This window comes from Photobacterium sp. Ph5 (assembly GCF_022129445.1).
Lineage (GTDB): Bacteria > Pseudomonadota > Gammaproteobacteria > Enterobacterales > Vibrionaceae > Photobacterium.
In genome coordinates, this window is record NZ_JADQAQ010000038.1 from 1 (window position 1) to 15333 (window position 15333).

Below are 15333 nucleotides of genomic sequence, written 5' to 3' on the forward strand. Positions count from 1 at the left end.
AAGGATATGAGCTAGCTAAGTCTCTTGAACACAATAACTTGTGATCAAGAGACAGAGCATTCTGCTAGCCTTTTTCTTGTCTGATAATCACTATAAAACCCCCTTTTGAGTGATTTAAAATCATACAACCTCAACAAAATGTGCTGCAAAACACATTTTGTCCTCGACATGTGCAAAAAATTAAGCAAACTGGTAAAAACGGTGTTATTTCACCCCTCTATTTCTGTGATTATGTACTCACTTTGAAACAGTCAAACTCGTGTAGTTCACAATTACCCAATAAAACGGATGGATCAAAGCTTTATGAACCCTGTAGTTATAGCGGTATGTATCATGCTGATACTCGCGTTAATGCGAGTGAATGTAGTGGTCGCGCTAACCTTTAGTGCCATTGTTGGCGGCCTGATTGGTGGAATGTCTCTCACTGATGCCGTATCAGCCTTTGAAGGTGGTCTTGGTGGCGGCGCAACCACAGCGCTAAGTTATGCCATGCTCGGTACATTTGCCGTTGCTATCTCGCGTTCAGGTATCACAGATGTACTGGCACAAAAAGTGATCAAGCGTATTAGCGGTCATGATAATGCAGCAGCTGCAACGGGCGTCAAATATAGCGTTCTTATCATTCTAGTCTTACTTGCCATTTCTTCTCAGAACGTTATTCCTGTACATATTGCTTTCATCCCAATTGTTATTCCGCCGCTACTGCATGTTTTTGCCAAACTAAAATTAGACCGTCGTTTAATCGCTTGTGTATTAACCTTTGGTTTAGTCACTCCTTATATGGTGTTACCTATTGGTTTTGGCGGTATTTTCTTAAATAACATCTTGCTTAAAAACTTACACGATAACGGCTTAGATGTATTAGCCAGCCAAGTACCCGTGGCAATGCTTTTACCTGCTTGTGGCATGTTATTTGGTTTATTGATATCTATTTTTATCAGTTACCGTAAACCGCGTGAGTATTCCGTTGAAAAGATCCTTGCCAGTGAGCCTGAGAAAAAAGAAATCGATATGCGTCATGTCTATGTCGCTGTTGCTGCTATTTTTGCTGCATTAGGCGCGCAATTATACAGTGGTTCGATGATCATCGGTGGCCTTGTCGGCTTTATGGTGTTTACTTTCACTGGTGTAATTAAGTGGAAAGAAACCCATGATGTGTTCACCAAAGGTGTTCATATGATGGCAATGATCGGCTTTATTATGATTGCAGCAGCAGGTTTTGCTGCGGTAATGAAAGCAACCGGTGGCGTAGAAACCTTAGTGAATTCCCTTGAAGCTGTGATAGGTAATAACAAACCTCTTGCTTCATTGTTAATGCTCGTTGTAGGTTTATTAGTAACGATGGGAATAGGTTCTTCATTCTCAACTATTCCTATTCTTGCCACTATTTACGTGCCACTTTGTCTGTCTTTTGGTTTCTCACCAATGGCAACCATTGCAATTGTTGGTACAGCAGCAGCGCTAGGTGACGCAGGCTCGCCAGCGTCTGATTCAACATTAGGGCCAACATCTGGCTTGAATGCTGATGGTCAACACGATCATATCTGGGATTCGGTTGTACCCACCTTTATTCACTACAACCTACCTTTAATTGGCTTTGGTTGGCTGGCATCTATGGTGCTTTAAGTCAAACTCAAAAACAAAAAAAACCGCCATATTGGGCGGTTTTTTATTGTTTGAAAGCGAAATACTTAAACAATCATTTCATCTCAAACAATTACTGTGCAGAGAAATTACTCTGCAGAAGCTGCGTCGCGACGTGCTGCAGCTTCTTTAATTAGTGGCTGAAGCTCACCTTTTTGGAACATCTCAAGAATGATGTCACAACCACCAATTAGCTCACCTTCAATCCATAATTGTGGGAATGTTGGCCACTGTGCGTAAATTGGAAGTTCTGCACGAATATCTGGATTTTGTAAAATATCAACGTATGCAAACTTTTCGCCACAGCCCATTAGTGCTTGTGAAGCTTGTGAAGAAAAACCACAGCTTGGTAGCTTTGGTGAGCCTTTCATGTAAAGTAGAATTGGGTTTTCAGCGATTTGCTGCTTAATTTTGTCGATAGTTTCCATAACTTCCTCGTACAACCTTAATAGTAATAACTTAAACCCTACCATTCTACTTGGTTATCGTCACCAATAAAAATACTTTCCCACACTAAGCGAATGCTTTTAATGCAATACCAGATCCCAGTTTCAATGGCCTTGTTAAATAAAAGGTTATTGACGCATTGATAAACGAGGTATAGGGTATTTTTTTGTTTCCAAGTCTTTTAATAAAGAAAAAACTTGCTAAAATAAAGCGGTCAGATTCAAAAAATAAATACGTAGGCCTTGATGCTTACAGGAAGCAATAATGTCGTGGCAGACGCCACAAAACGAATATGGAGAATTGAGCAATGGCATTTGAATTACCAGCTCTACCTTACGCAATGAACGCACTTGAGCCTCACATTTCTCAAGAGACTCTAGAATATCACTACGGTAAGCACCACAACACTTACGTTGTTAAGCTTAACGGTCTTGTTGAAGGTACAGAGCTTGCTGAAAAGTCACTTGAAGAAATTGTACAGACTTCAACTGGCGGCGTATTTAACAATGCAGCTCAAGTATGGAACCACACGTTCTACTGGAACTGTCTAGCACCTAATGCTGGCGGTGAACCAACGGGTGAACTTGCAGATGCTATCGTTAAAGCATTCGGTTCTTTTGCTGATTTCAAAGCAAAATTTACAGAATCTGCAATCAACAACTTCGGTTCTGGTTGGACTTGGTTAGTTAAAATGGAAGATGGTTCATTAGAAATCGTGAACACATCTAATGCAGGTTGTCCTATCGCTGAAGAAGGTCTTAAAATGACTCCTCTTCTAACTGTTGATGTGTGGGAACATGCTTACTACATTGACTACCGCAACCTACGTCCAAGCTACATGGACGCATTCTGGGCACTTGTTAACTGGGATTTCGTTGCTAAAAACCTAGCAGCATAATTACAGATAAGTACCTTAATAAGAAACCGTGAATATTGATAAATATTCACGTTTTTTTTTATTTTTAAATTGAATGGCATCTAACAAAAACTTTAAAATAACATAGCTCTGACAATGGGCAATCCCAGCTAACCATTCACTGACATTATGATTGCGTATTTATTATACGCTTACTGCACACCGACACCCTTATCCCCCATAAGAGTTAAATGACGTGCACTATAAAAAATTATCTCCGCTACTACTCACTATTATCACTTTATCTTCAAGTACTTATGCTTTAGCTAGTGATAATGAAAAATCCCAAGCAATTCCTGTCACTGTCGAGCCTATTTCAACCAAAGAATTTGTTGCCACATTAAATGAAGTGGGAAAAATTAATGCCATTGATTTTGCAGAGCTCACATTCAGTGCTCCAGGTAAACTTGTCGCTATCAATTTCAAAGATGGTGATGTGGTAAAAAAAGGTCAACTAATTGCAAAATTAGATAGCAGTAAAGCCAAAGCTGATCTTGATAAAGCAGCAAGTTCATTAACAACCGCAAGAAATAAAGTTAAACGTGTCATCGAACTGAATAAAAAGCAACCTGGTGCTTTATCAAAACAAGATTTTGAAGAGCTACAAGATGCAGCCAACCTTGCTGCTGCTGATTATCGACAACAACAAGCCATTTTGAAAGATTATGCCATTACAGCCCCGTTTGATGGTGAACTTACCAACTTCACTAAATCAGCAGGAAGTATTATTGATGCAACGACACCTCTGGTAAGTATTTATAACCTTAACCCTGTAGAAGTCTCCTACACCATTAGCCAAAATGATTTAGGAAAAGCAGTAAAAGGCCAGCCAATTACGGTTACTGTAGAAGCATACAAAAATATGACATTTAACGGTATTGTTGATTACGTCGCACCAGCCGTTAATAAAAATACGGGACGTGTGGCTATTCATGCCCGCATTGAAAACCCTAACCATATTTTAGCCCCTGGAATGTTTGCGCAAGTTCGCCAAATGGTAAACGGTCGCACTGAACGCATAGTTGCACCACAAAACGCCATTCTTGCCCACAATGAAGATCGCTATGTTTGGGTCATTGATAAAAACAATATCGCAGTCAAGCGTTACCTGACATTAGGTGACAACCTTAATAATGGATATGTTATTGTAGAAAAAGGCTTAAAAGTGGATGAAAAGGTTGTTGTTACGGGACACCAAAGAATTGATGATGAAACTCTCGTTAATATCATCAAGACCCAAACCTCAACAGCAGATGCACCAGCACAAGCGCCAAAAAAGAAAACAACCGATCCTGCTACTGCTGCAAAAAAAGATGAAAAAAAAGGTGATAACACAGTAACGGAGCTGAACCATGAAGCTACCTGAAGTCTGTATTAAACATCCTGTTTTTGCCTCCGTCTTAAGTATTGCAATTATTCTTATTGGCCTGTTCTCTTTCCAAAAGCTAGCAATTCAATATTTCCCTGAGCACAACACCCCTAAAGCAACGGTTACCGCCAATATTGATGGTGCCAGTGCCGACTTTATGTCACGAAATGTCGCAACACATTTAATTAATGCAGCAACAGGGTTAGAAAGCGTCGACATTATGACGACTGACTGTACTCAAGGTAAATGCACGTTAAATGTGAAATTTGATGATGGCATTACTGATGTTGAATACGCGAACTTAATGAATAAGTTACGAAGCAGTATTGAAGCTATCGCTGACTTTCCACCAAGTATGGTTGATAAACCAACGGTAACCGATGACTCAGGCGACAAAAGCTCTGCCAGTAATATTATTACCTTTATTAATAAAGGTACAATGAGCTCGCAAGAAATGTATGACTACATTGGACAACAAATCAAACCCCAATTTAGACATATTGCGGGCGTTGGTGCTGTTTATGGTCCTTATGGTGGTGCAGCAAAAGCTGTACGTGTTTGGCTTAATCCAAACCGTATGATGGCACTTAATGTAAAAGCGGCAGATGTTGTTACAACACTCAGTGCATACAGCTCGTCATTTACTGTTGGTCAAATCGTGGGCGAAGCCCGTAACTTCCAAATCAACCCTGTCACTCAAGTCACTAGCGTTAAAGATATTCAGGATCTGGTGATCCGTGTTGATGATGGCAATATCATTCGTATTAAAGACATTGCTGATGTCAAAATGGGTGAAAACAGCCTCACACCGAGCAAATTAAAAGTAAATGGTGACACTGCAATGTCGCTTCAGGTGTTACCTCTTAAGAGTGAAAACCCTGTTGACGTAGCTGCTCGTGTGAAAGCTGAAATAGAAAAGATGCAGCAACACTTGCCTGACGGTTTAGAAATGAAGATGGTTTATAATCAAGCCGATTTCATTCAAGAATCTATAGATCAAGGCTTCCATACCCTATTTGAAGCTATCGTTTTAGTCTCTGTGATTGTAGTGATTTTCCTAGGATCACTGCGTATTGCATCAATCCCAATTATCACCATCCCAGTATGTATTATTGGTGTTTTTGCAGTGATGTCATTTCTTGGTTTCAGCATTAACGTGCTGACTATTTTAGCCATTATTCTTGCGATCGGCCTTGTGGTTGATGATGCTATCGTGGTGGTTGAAAACTGTTATCGCTATATAGAGGAAGGTGAAACACCCCTTAATGCTGCCATTAAGGGGAGTAATGAAATTATCTTCCCAGTAATAGCAATGACAATGACCCTTGCTGCGGTTTACCTGCCTATTGGTTTAATGTCAGGTATGACAGCTGATCTGTTCCGCCAATTTGCTTTTACCCTTGCAGCATCAGTGATCATCTCAGGCATGGTTGCATTAACACTGTCACCGATGATGTGCGCTTATTTAATAAAACCAGTAGCACAGCAACCTAAATGGTTTGCAGCAATTGATAAACAAATTCATAGGCTCTCAGAAAGTTACACGAAACAATTATCTAAGTGGTTTAACCGTAAGGCATTGATGGGAGGTATTGCACTGGCACTTATCGCGCTTTCGGGTGCCGCGGTATGGTCTATGCCACAAGTACTGTTACCAACAGAAGATACTGGCTTTATTGATGGTAGTTCAGAAGCACCGACAGGTGTAGGTCGACGTTATCACATCAAACATAACTCAGAACTTAATCATGTTATGGAAGATAACAAAGACATTGCTGCTAACTTATCGTATATCGAGGCCGCACCATCAAATCATATTTTACTTGAGCCTTGGGGTAAACGTACTAAGCCCGCAGATGAAGTTGTGGCAGAATTAACAGATAAATCAGCGAAAACATTGTCGGCATACAGTATGTCATTCAGTGTTCGCTCGGCTGATGGTCTAAATGCGGCAACTAATTTGAAACTGCAGCTTAAAACCGTTAATAGAGATAATACGAAGCTTAATGATACAGCGAACCGTGTCGTTAAAAAATTGAGTGAATATCAAGGGTTAACGCGTGTTAAAAGCTCATTACTGCGTGATCAACTCCGATATGACTTACGCATTGATCGCAATGCAATTATCTTATCAGGCGTAGCTTATACTGATGTAACCAATGCCCTATCTACTTTTCTTGGTTCGTTAAAAGCTGCGAACTTACAGGCTGATGATGGTTATACCTACCCTATTCGCGTTCAGGTTAACCGCAAAGATCTAGGCAACTTCGATATTATCGATAAGCTTTATGTGGCGTCAGAATCAGGACAAAACATTCCTCTGTCTGAATTCGTCTCGATTAAAGCGGTAACCTCCGAGTCTAACTTTAAGACTTACATGGGGCAAAATAGTGCTGAAATTACAGCAACCTTAATGCCGAGCTATACCGCAGGTGATGTGCGTAATTATATTGATGAGAACATACCAGAACTGCTTGATGACTCACAAAGCTATGCCTATGACGGTGTAGTGAAAGAGTTAATGGACTCACAAGATGGCACCCAAACACTATTTTTGATGGCGCTTATTTTCATCTATTTGATCTTAGCTGCGCAGTTTGAGAGCTTTGTTGATCCGTTGATCATTTTGCTTACCGTTCCTCTGTGTATTGTAGGCGCAGTACTGACCCTGTGGATATTTGGGCAAAGCCTCAATATTTACTCACAAATAGGCTTATTAACTTTAGTCGGGCTGGTCACTAAACACGGTATCTTGTTGGTTGAGTTTGCCAATGAGCAACGTAAACACGGTAAAAGCGCCATTGATGCTGCTATTCACAGTGCTCGTTCGCGTCTACGACCAATTTTAATGACTTCGCTCACCATGATCTTAGGTGCCTTACCATTGGCATTTGCATCAGGGCCTGGCTCGTTAGGTCGTGTAAATATTGGCTTGGTCTTAGTGGGAGGGTTAACCGCCGGCACATTCTTCTCCTTGTTCCTTGTTCCTGTCGCTTATGTAGGAATGAGTAAATTAAGAGAAAAAGACGTACTAAAAACTATCTTAAGTGGTCGTGGTTTACGTCAGCATAAACAACACTAAATCAAAGCTACTATAAACAAAAACGCCTGCATTATTGCAGGCGTTTTTTATTATCAACTGACAAATATTATGCTTTTTCAGAAAGGATAATACGCAGTGTACGACGAAGTGGCTCTGCAGCCCCCCATAATAACTGATCACCAACAGTAAAGGCATTAAGGTAGTCATCACCCATCGCGAGTTTACGTAGGCGACCTACTGGTACCGATAGCGTCCCCGTTACTTTTGCAGGGCTTAGCTCTTGCACTGTTACGTCACGATCATTCGGGATAACTTTTACCCAATCATTATGCGATGCTATGATTTCTTCAATTTCATCTAGCGGTACATTTTTCTTCAGCTTCAATGTCAGTGCTTGACTATGGCAGCGCATCGCACCAATACGTACACAAGTACCATCGATTGGGATTGGAGAATCCTCTAAGCCAAGAATTTTGTTTGTTTCAACAGATGCTTTCCACTCTTCTTTGCTTTGACCATTCTCACGCTTCACATCAATCCAAGGAATAAGAGAACCCGCTAATGGCGCACCAAACTCTTGTGATGGAAAATCACTTGAACGTAAGGTATCTGCCACTTTACGGTCAATATCAAGTATCGATGTTGATGGATTAGCAAGCTCACTTGTCACTGAATCGTTAATCACACCCATTTGGTTGATCAACTCACGCATGTTCTTTGCACCCGCACCAGAAGCGGCTTGATACGTTTGTGACGTCATCCACTCAACAAGTCCTGCTTTGTATAGACCACCGACAGCCATCAGCATCAAGCTAACCGTACAGTTACCACCTACGTAGGTATTTGTGCCGTTATGAATGCCTTGCTGAATTTGATCAAAGTTAACAGGATCAAGTGTAATAATTGATTCTGGCTTCATACGTAATGTTGATGCCGCATCAATCCAGTAACCTTTCCAACCAGCTTGTCGCAATGCTGGGTATACCTTTTCAGTATAACCACCACCCTGACAGGTAATAATAGCATCCAGTTTTTTTAAACTTTCAACATCAAAAGCATCTTGCAGCATGCCTGCATCTTTACCTAAATTTGGTGCTGGAATACCAATTTGAGAAGTTGAATAGAATACAGGGTCAATCAGTTTAAAATCGCCCTCTTCAACCATACGTTGCATCAGTACAGAACCAACCATACCACGCCAACCAACTAAACCTACTTTCATCATTTGCTACTACACTCCCTGTCGTAATTTAACTGCTGTTTCCATCTATAGAGATTTAACGGCTTAAAAACAAGCATAATTTTAACATCTAATTAAAAATACTATCGCAAAACAGAGTAACAATCTTCGTTAATTTATTGATATTTGAATTTCTTATCACTGGTATTAGATTTTTTTATAAGCTCAAAAATGCAACAACAAAGAATAATAAAACAGCAAAAAAGCTTAATACTTAACACTTAACGTATGTTTTTAGCGCTAAATATAGAATTAGCCACTCAAAACCATATAATTCAATTAAGCACGTATCTTTGAAAATCCCCCCCTATCCTGATAATCTCTCCAATCGTTTTTTACTAGGCATATTACTTAGTAATTACGTCTGTTTTAGATTTTTAAACTAATTAGAACACTATTATTATGTTTTAAAACAAAAAAACAGAGCAAGAGAACAAATATACAAACACAACATAAAAACCATTATTTAACAAAATAAATACAACAAAAGCAGTAATTTTGCTTATTTAGCAAAGCAAAAGACTCAGGTCACATAAAGAAACATTATTTATCGCGGTTTTAAAGTCACCTGCTACAGTAGCCGAGGTTTGTTACAAGCTGTGATGCACGTGATCTATCAACCAGTATAGAAATATTAATTACTGACTTTGGGCTAGCAGCTCATTTACAGGTACGATAAACAAGGTTAGAAGTATGGAAAAACAGACTGTCGTGAAACTACCCTCGTTGATGCAAGTTCTTGTTGCTCTCGGTATTTTCCTTGCACTAGCATTCTCATTTACCGCTAAGTTAAATTTACCTATTCAGCTAGCACTCTACATCGGCTGGTTCATCATTATAGGTTTGGGCATTAAACTTGGTCATGATTACAAGTCATTAGAAAAAGCCGCAACAAAGGGTATTGCGAACGGTCTTGGTGCCGTATTAATTCTACTTGCCGTTGGTGCACTTGTGGGTACTTGGATTGCAGGTGGTATTGTTCCAACCATTATTTACTACGGTCTAAAAGCCATCCACCCATCCATTTTCTTGCTAGCAACAATGATCATTTGTTCATTAACCGCATTAGCAACCGGTACTTCTTGGGGTGCAGCAGGTACAGCAGGTATCGCTATGATGGGTATTGGCCAAGGTTTAGGTATTCCCGCGCCTATGACCGCTGGTGCTGTTCTTTCTGGCTGTTACTTCGGTGACAAAATGTCTCCCCTTTCAGATTCAGTGATCCTTGCATCTTCTATGTCTAACGTAGAAATTATGGAGCACATTAAAGGCATGTTGCCGATCGCATTAATCAGTTATGTGATCACTGGTATTATGTTTACGGTTGTAGGTTACCACTACGCCGGTAACGTGGACATGTCTCAAGTTGATTCCGTGATCCAAGCAATGGATAAGCAATTTGTTATCTCGCCATTGTCATTTATTCCTGTAGCTATTGTCTTGGTATTACTGGCTTTACGCTTACCATCATTCCCTGTTATTACGCTAGGTTCTCTACTGGGTATTATTTGGGCGGTGATGATCCAAGGTATGGATCCTTTAGTTGCCTTTAATACTGCATGGGCACCGTTTTCAATTAGCTCTGGGGTAGAATTTATTGATGCTATTTTAAACCGTGGCGGTATGTCTTCAATGCTCGGATCTGTTGCTGTGATTATCTTTGGTCTAGGCTTTGGTGGCTTATTAGATAAAGTTGGTGTACTACAAACTATCGCTCGTTTATTTGAAAAACGCGTAAATTCCGCAGGTAGCCTATCCATTTCAACCATCGCTACTGCTTTCCTTGGTAACGTATTTGGTTCTGCAATGTATGTATCGCTGATCCTAACACCTAAAATTTGTGCAAAAAACTACGACCGCTTAGGCTACCAACGTAAGAACCTTTCTCGTAACGCTGAGTTTGGCGGTACGTTAACCTCTGGTATGGTGCCGTGGAGTGATAATGGTATTTACATGGCGAGTATTTTAGGTGTTGCGACGTTCTCATATGCACCATTTATGTGGTTAAGCTTCGTCTGTATTATCGTAACAATTGTCTGCTCATTCATGGGATGGTTTGTTGATCGCTGTCCACCGGCAACAGAAGCCCAATTAGCACAAGATGAAGAAGAGGAAGCACTCGCTGTTAAACAATTAACGTCATAATTTTTAACTAAATATAGAAAAAAGCCCCATTATATTAGCCAAATAATGGGGCTTTTTGTCTTTATACATCTTATACATTTCTTAGTTCAACCATCCCTTCCGTTACAATAAAATCAATAATAACCTCGAGTCCCTCCGCTTGCTTTAAATTGGTAAATACAAAAGGTTTGGTTGGCCTCATTCTTTGAGTATCTTGCTCCATCACCTCCAATGACGCACCGACATAAGGTGCTAAATCAATTTTATTAATAACCAATAGATCGGAGCGAGTGATCCCTGGTCCTCCTTTTCTTGGTATTTTTTCTCCTTCCGCGACATCTATAACATAGATGGTTAAGTCAGCCAGTTCAGGACTAAACGTCGCACTTAAATTGTCACCACCACTCTCAACAAACACGATATCTAAATTTTTATGTCGTCTTGCAAGCTCATCAACTGCCGCAAGATTCATCGAGGCATCTTCGCGTATAGCGGTGTGTGGGCAACCTCCCGTTTCAACACCAATAATTCTATCTGGCGCTAATGCTTCTGCGCGCGTTAAAATTTTGGCATCCTCTTGGGTATAAATATCATTTGTAACAACCGCAATATTTAATTTGTCACGAATCGCCTTACATAACACCTCAAGTAAAGCCGTTTTCCCTGAACCAACAGGACCACCGACACCAATACGTAATGGTTGTTTATATTCTGTCATTATCATAACAATCCTTTTATGAACGAAATAAGCGTGTATATTGCGTTTCGTGACGGCTACTAGCGATAGATAAAGCAGGCATATAGCTACCAATATTTAGATCAGAAATATGAGCTGAATGCTCTATTGCTGATGGAAAATGCTCAACTAATTGTATTAACGCTTGTTGTCCCGCCGTTTGCCCAAGAGGAACCAGTTTAACGCCAGCCATCACCATATTCTCAGCCCAGCTCCATAAATATCCTTGAGATAGTTGTATACATGGAATATTCCAATGATGTGCAGCCAAGACAAATCCTAATATCTGGTTTTGATTTAGCACGTTCATATGCTCAACACCATGTGTCGGTACATTTAATTGGGCTAATAATGTAAATAACGCGCGACCACGTTGCTGCTCTTCAGCGCGTAATTCTTTTGTTTCACGGCACGCATATAAGTACTCACTCCATGACGTTATGCTTTTGAAATCTTGAACTTCAATCGCTCGGTAATAACGTCTTAAAATCGGTAACTCAAGTGTTGCCATACTTTGTTCAACAATAGTTCTTAACCATGATACCAATGCTTTTACATCCTCAATCCATTTCGCCTCAACTGCCCATTCCAACCCTTGTGAATAAGTAAAACCACCAATTGGCAATGATGGACTCATCAATTGATATAATCGATATTGCGCTATTGCCGTTATTTCCTGATTAGAATCGAGATTATTTTTTTGCATACACTGCAACCAAAACGATAACCGTAAAGAGTGCCATACAGATAGATAACGAGAGCAAATCAAGCCACTGAGTAGGATGAAACAATACTGATTGCAATAGGTGATGTGTTGAATGCTCTGTTTGATGCCCCGCATGAGCCCACACTGATGATGAGAAAAAGCATAGTACTAATAGTAAATAGTATTTCATAACGCATATCCTTATCGAGTTATAAATGATTAATGATGATGGTGACCGCTAGAAGATCCACCATAAGCACCACTCTCAGGTTCAAAAGGTTCACAATCACACATCACATCGCCCCCCAACCCCCTTACCATCTCATCAAGTACATGATCATGTTGATAACGTAACCAGAGACGAGATAACTGCAATGGAACATGTCTGTTTCCTAAATGGTACGCAATTTTCATGAGCTTTAATGCATCACCACAATAGACTGTTGATACTTTTTCAGGGGCGGCTTTTATCTCAACGGTAATTCCACAGCGGCTGACCAATTGTTCTCCCCCTCTCAATATATGACCACGAGGTAAAAATAATCCGGCTTCCCGCCCATCGTCTAAATGAACTTTTAATCGACTTTTTATCCGACTTTCTATCGGTAAACTTAAATACGTCTGGGGTGGATTGATGCTATCTTTTTTTATCGCTATCAACTCTATCATTGGTGTCCCTCCATCATGTCTCTGCTTCCGTGACTTCGATTACCTCTTCATTCACTTCTTCTTTAAAATAAAAAATATCGTTGTGCCATTGGTAATTCAGATGCGGGTTCACAAGTTAGCAATTCACCATTCGCTCGTACTTGATAAGTCTGAGAATCGACGTCTATGGTTGGTTGCCAGCTATTCAGCTGCATGTCACTTTTTCCGATCGTTCTACATTGCTTCACAACACCAATTAGGCTACCTAATCCAAGCTGTTCAGCGACGCCTTCTTTTTGCGCTTGCTGTGATAAAAATAACATAGAGGTTTGTTTCGCAGCCTCACCAAAATGGCCAAACATCGGGCGATAATGCACAGGTTGAGGCGTCGGGATCGAGCCATTAGGATCGCCCATTGGTGCCATTGCAATCATTCCACCTTTAATGACTAAACTGGGCTTAACGCCAAAAAAAGCGGGCTTCCACAATACTAAATCGGCTAGCTTTCCTTTTTCAATCGATCCTACTTCATGTGACATCCCATGGGTGATCGCAGGGTTGATGGTATATTTCGCAATATAACGTTTTAAGCGAAAATTATCGTTATCTTGGCTATCTTCCGCTAATGACCCTCGCTGTACTTTCATTTTATGAGCCGTTTGCCACGTTCTAAGGATCACTTCTCCTACTCGTCCCATTGCTTGCGAATCTGAAGCGATCATCGAAAACGCACCGAGATCATGCAAAATGTCTTCAGATGCAATAGTTTCTCGACGAATGCGTGACTCTGCAAATGCAACATCTTCTGCAATAGAGGGAGATAAATGATGGCAAACCATTAACATGTCGAGGTGTTCGTCAACGGTATTAATCGTATAAGGACGGGTAGGATTAGTAGAGGAAGGAAGCACATTATGCTCACCACAAGCTCGAATAATATCGGGGGCATGCCCACCACCAGCACCTTCCGTATGATAGGTATGAATCACCCGATCACCTATTGCTGCTAACGTTGATTCAACAAAGCCTGATTCATTTAAGGTGTCGGTATGAATGGCAACTTGTACATCCATTGAATCTGCAACTGTTAAACAAGTATCAATCGATGCAGGTGTGGTTCCCCAATCCTCATGCAGTTTTAAACCCACAACACCCGCAGCAACTTGCTCTTGCAATGGTCGTGGTTGACTACAATTACCTTTGCCAAGTAAGCCAAAATTCATGGGAAAATGATCTAGCGACTGCAACATGCGGTGGATATTCCAACTTCCTGGTGTACAGGTTGTTGCGTTTGTCCCTGTTGCTGGTCCTGTCCCTCCGCCGATCATGGTGGTGATCCCAGAGGCTAATGCTTCTTCAATTTGTTGAGGGCAAATAAAATGAATATGTGAGTCTATACCTCCCGCTGTTAATATATTGCCTTCACCAGCAATAATTTCGGTTCCCGCTCCTATCTCAATGGTCACTTCTGGCTGAATATCGGGATTTCCAGCTTTGCCTATTGCACTGATCCGTCCGTTTTTTATTGCAACATCTGCTTTTACGATACCCCAATAATCTAAAATGATCGCATTAGTGATCACCAGATCAGGTGTATCAACGGTCGAGGCTTGCCCTTGCCCCATCCCATCACGAATGACTTTCCCCCCTCCAAACTTTACCTCATCACCATAAACGGTATAGTCCTTTTCAATTGATAACCATAACTTGGTATCAGCAAGTCTGACTTTATCTCCAATGGTAGGACCAAACATTTCTGCGTACGCTTGCCTTGGGATAGATGCCATTCTTCATCCTTAACAGGTTATAACTCACCCATAATTTTCCCTTGAAAACCAAAAACCTGACGTTTACCTGAATACTCCACCAGCTCAATGGTACGCTTTTGTCCTGGCTCAAAACGTATTGCTGTTCCTGCCGCAATGTTAGGTCTATATCCCCGGCAAGCCTCTCGTTCAAATACCAGAGCATCATTTACTTCATAAAAGTGGTAATGAGAACCTACTTGGATAGGTCGATCACCGACATTCATCACAACCACTTGTATTGTCTGTCGATCCGCGTTAATAGTAATATCACCTTTAGCAACCATGATTTCACCGGGTATTAGAGGCGGATCGGTTTGCTTTATTTTCGTCATAATCCCTCAAACAATCGGTTCGTGAATCGTCACCAGCTTTGTTCCATCAGGAAATGTTGCTTCCACTTGCACATCTGGGATCATTGACGGTATCCCTTCCATAACATCTGCCGATGTCAGTAATGTACGACCATAATCCATTAACTCTGCAACCGTCTTGCCCGCTCTAGCACCTTCCATAATCTCAGCACTGATAAAAGCCACACATTCTGGGTAATTCAATTTAATACCGCGCTTTAAACGATCTTTGGCCAGTAACGCCGCACAATAAAGCAGTAATTTATCTTTTTCTCGTGGGGAGAGCTCCATCCTTCACTCCT

General features: G+C 40.8%; 14 protein-coding genes. 5 read left to right on the forward strand and 9 right to left on the reverse strand.

The genetic code is table 11. From position 1 onward, the window contains the following. Positions 1–303: 303 nt before the first annotated feature. Positions 304–1626, forward strand: a complete 1323-nt coding sequence (locus I3259_RS14380) for a Na+/H+ antiporter family protein (protein ID WP_238030244.1) — start codon at positions 304–306, stop codon at positions 1624–1626. 107 nt (positions 1627–1733) lie between these two features. Here the strand turns inward: I3259_RS14380 and I3259_RS14385 are convergent, their stop codons facing one another. Then, complete coding sequence (locus I3259_RS14385) at positions 1734–2072, reverse strand: Grx4 family monothiol glutaredoxin (RefSeq protein ID WP_107206138.1); 339 nt, start codon at positions 2070–2072, stop codon at positions 1734–1736. 326 nt (positions 2073–2398) lie between these two features. On the opposite strand from I3259_RS14385, the gene sodB reads away from it, so the two are divergent. The 3 genes from sodB to I3259_RS14400 all read left to right on the forward strand — a co-directional run bounded on the left by sodB (position 2399) and on the right by I3259_RS14400 (position 7458). Continuing rightward, complete coding sequence (gene sodB, locus I3259_RS14390; protein ID WP_238030245.1) at positions 2399–2989, forward strand: superoxide dismutase [Fe]; 591 nt, start codon at positions 2399–2401, stop codon at positions 2987–2989. Positions 2990–3203: 214 nt separating this feature from the next. Next, the gene (locus I3259_RS14395) at positions 3204–4373 is read left to right on the forward strand and encodes an efflux RND transporter periplasmic adaptor subunit (protein WP_238030246.1); all 1170 of its coding nucleotides are present in this window, start codon (positions 3204–3206) and stop codon (positions 4371–4373) included. After that, positions 4360–7458, forward strand: coding sequence for an efflux RND transporter permease subunit (locus I3259_RS14400; protein WP_238030247.1), 3099 nt, complete (start codon positions 4360–4362; stop codon positions 7456–7458). Before I3259_RS14395 ends, I3259_RS14400 begins: the two co-directional genes overlap by 14 nt. A 67-nt stretch (positions 7459–7525) precedes the next feature. Here I3259_RS14400 and asd read toward each other — a convergent pair whose 3' ends face one another. Then, positions 7526–8644: an aspartate-semialdehyde dehydrogenase gene (gene asd, locus I3259_RS14405; protein ID WP_238030248.1), complete on the reverse strand. Its 1119-nt coding sequence runs from the start codon at positions 8642–8644 to the stop codon at positions 7526–7528. Positions 8645–9352: 708 nt separating this feature from the next. Here asd and nhaC point away from each other — a divergent pair. Beyond that, positions 9353–10804, forward strand: coding sequence for a Na+/H+ antiporter NhaC (gene nhaC, locus I3259_RS14410; protein ID WP_238030249.1), 1452 nt, complete (start codon positions 9353–9355; stop codon positions 10802–10804). Between the two features lie 70 nt (positions 10805–10874). Here the strand turns inward: nhaC and ureG are convergent, their stop codons facing one another. The 7 genes from ureG to ureA all read right to left on the reverse strand — a co-directional run bounded on the left by ureG (position 10875) and on the right by ureA (position 15322). Continuing rightward, a complete protein-coding gene (gene ureG / locus I3259_RS14415; protein WP_238030250.1) occupies positions 10875–11501 on the reverse strand; it encodes an urease accessory protein UreG in 627 nt (208 codons plus the stop codon). A gap of 16 nt (positions 11502–11517) precedes the next feature. After that, positions 11518–12225 (reverse strand): urease accessory protein UreF, encoded by a 708-nt coding sequence (locus I3259_RS14420; RefSeq protein ID WP_238030251.1) that lies wholly within the window; start codon positions 12223–12225, stop codon positions 11518–11520. Next, a complete protein-coding gene (locus I3259_RS14425) occupies positions 12212–12415 on the reverse strand; it encodes a hypothetical protein (RefSeq protein ID WP_238030252.1) in 204 nt (67 codons plus the stop codon). The genes I3259_RS14420 and I3259_RS14425 overlap by 14 nt, the downstream gene beginning before the upstream one ends. Positions 12416–12444: 29 nt before the next feature. After that, complete coding sequence (gene ureE / locus I3259_RS14430) at positions 12445–12894, reverse strand: urease accessory protein UreE (RefSeq protein ID WP_238030253.1); 450 nt, start codon at positions 12892–12894, stop codon at positions 12445–12447. A gap of 62 nt (positions 12895–12956) precedes the next feature. Beyond that, positions 12957–14660, reverse strand: a complete 1704-nt coding sequence (ureC, locus tag I3259_RS14435) for an urease subunit alpha (RefSeq protein ID WP_238030254.1) — start codon at positions 14658–14660, stop codon at positions 12957–12959. 17 nt (positions 14661–14677) lie between these two features. Continuing rightward, positions 14678–15013, reverse strand: a complete 336-nt coding sequence (locus I3259_RS14440; RefSeq protein WP_238030255.1) for an urease subunit beta — start codon at positions 15011–15013, stop codon at positions 14678–14680. A gap of 6 nt (positions 15014–15019) precedes the next feature. After that, positions 15020–15322, reverse strand: a complete 303-nt coding sequence (gene ureA / locus I3259_RS14445) for an urease subunit gamma (protein ID WP_238030256.1) — start codon at positions 15320–15322, stop codon at positions 15020–15022. Positions 15323–15333 lie beyond the last annotated feature (11 nt).

Bases quoted from the DNA above. Each gene is read 5' to 3' on its own strand.
- I3259_RS14420 (WP_238030251.1), bottom strand. From the start codon at position 12,225: ATGCAAAAAAATAATCTCGATTCTAATCAGGAAATAACGGCAATAGCG.
- I3259_RS14425 (WP_238030252.1), bottom strand. From the start codon at position 12,415: ATGAAATACTATTTACTATTAGTACTATGCTTTTTCTCATCATCAGTG.
- ureC (WP_238030254.1), bottom strand. From the start codon at position 14,660: ATGGCATCTATCCCAAGGCAAGCGTACGCAGAAATGTTTGGTCCTACC.
- I3259_RS14440 (WP_238030255.1), bottom strand. From the start codon at position 15,013: ATGACGAAAATAAAGCAAACCGATCCGCCTCTAATACCCGGTGAAATC.
- ureE (WP_238030253.1), bottom strand. From the start codon at position 12,894: ATGATAGAGTTGATAGCGATAAAAAAAGATAGCATCAATCCACCCCAG.
- ureG (WP_238030250.1), bottom strand. From the start codon at position 11,501: ATGACAGAATATAAACAACCATTACGTATTGGTGTCGGTGGTCCTGTT.
- ureA (WP_238030256.1), bottom strand. From the start codon at position 15,322: ATGGAGCTCTCCCCACGAGAAAAAGATAAATTACTGCTTTATTGTGCG.
- I3259_RS14380 (WP_238030244.1), top strand. From the start codon at position 304: ATGAACCCTGTAGTTATAGCGGTATGTATCATGCTGATACTCGCGTTA.
- sodB (WP_238030245.1), top strand. From the start codon at position 2,399: ATGGCATTTGAATTACCAGCTCTACCTTACGCAATGAACGCACTTGAG.
- nhaC (WP_238030249.1), top strand. From the start codon at position 9,353: ATGGAAAAACAGACTGTCGTGAAACTACCCTCGTTGATGCAAGTTCTT.
- I3259_RS14400 (WP_238030247.1), top strand. From the start codon at position 4,360: ATGAAGCTACCTGAAGTCTGTATTAAACATCCTGTTTTTGCCTCCGTC.
- I3259_RS14385 (WP_107206138.1), bottom strand. From the start codon at position 2,072: ATGGAAACTATCGACAAAATTAAGCAGCAAATCGCTGAAAACCCAATT.
- asd (WP_238030248.1), bottom strand. From the start codon at position 8,644: ATGATGAAAGTAGGTTTAGTTGGTTGGCGTGGTATGGTTGGTTCTGTA.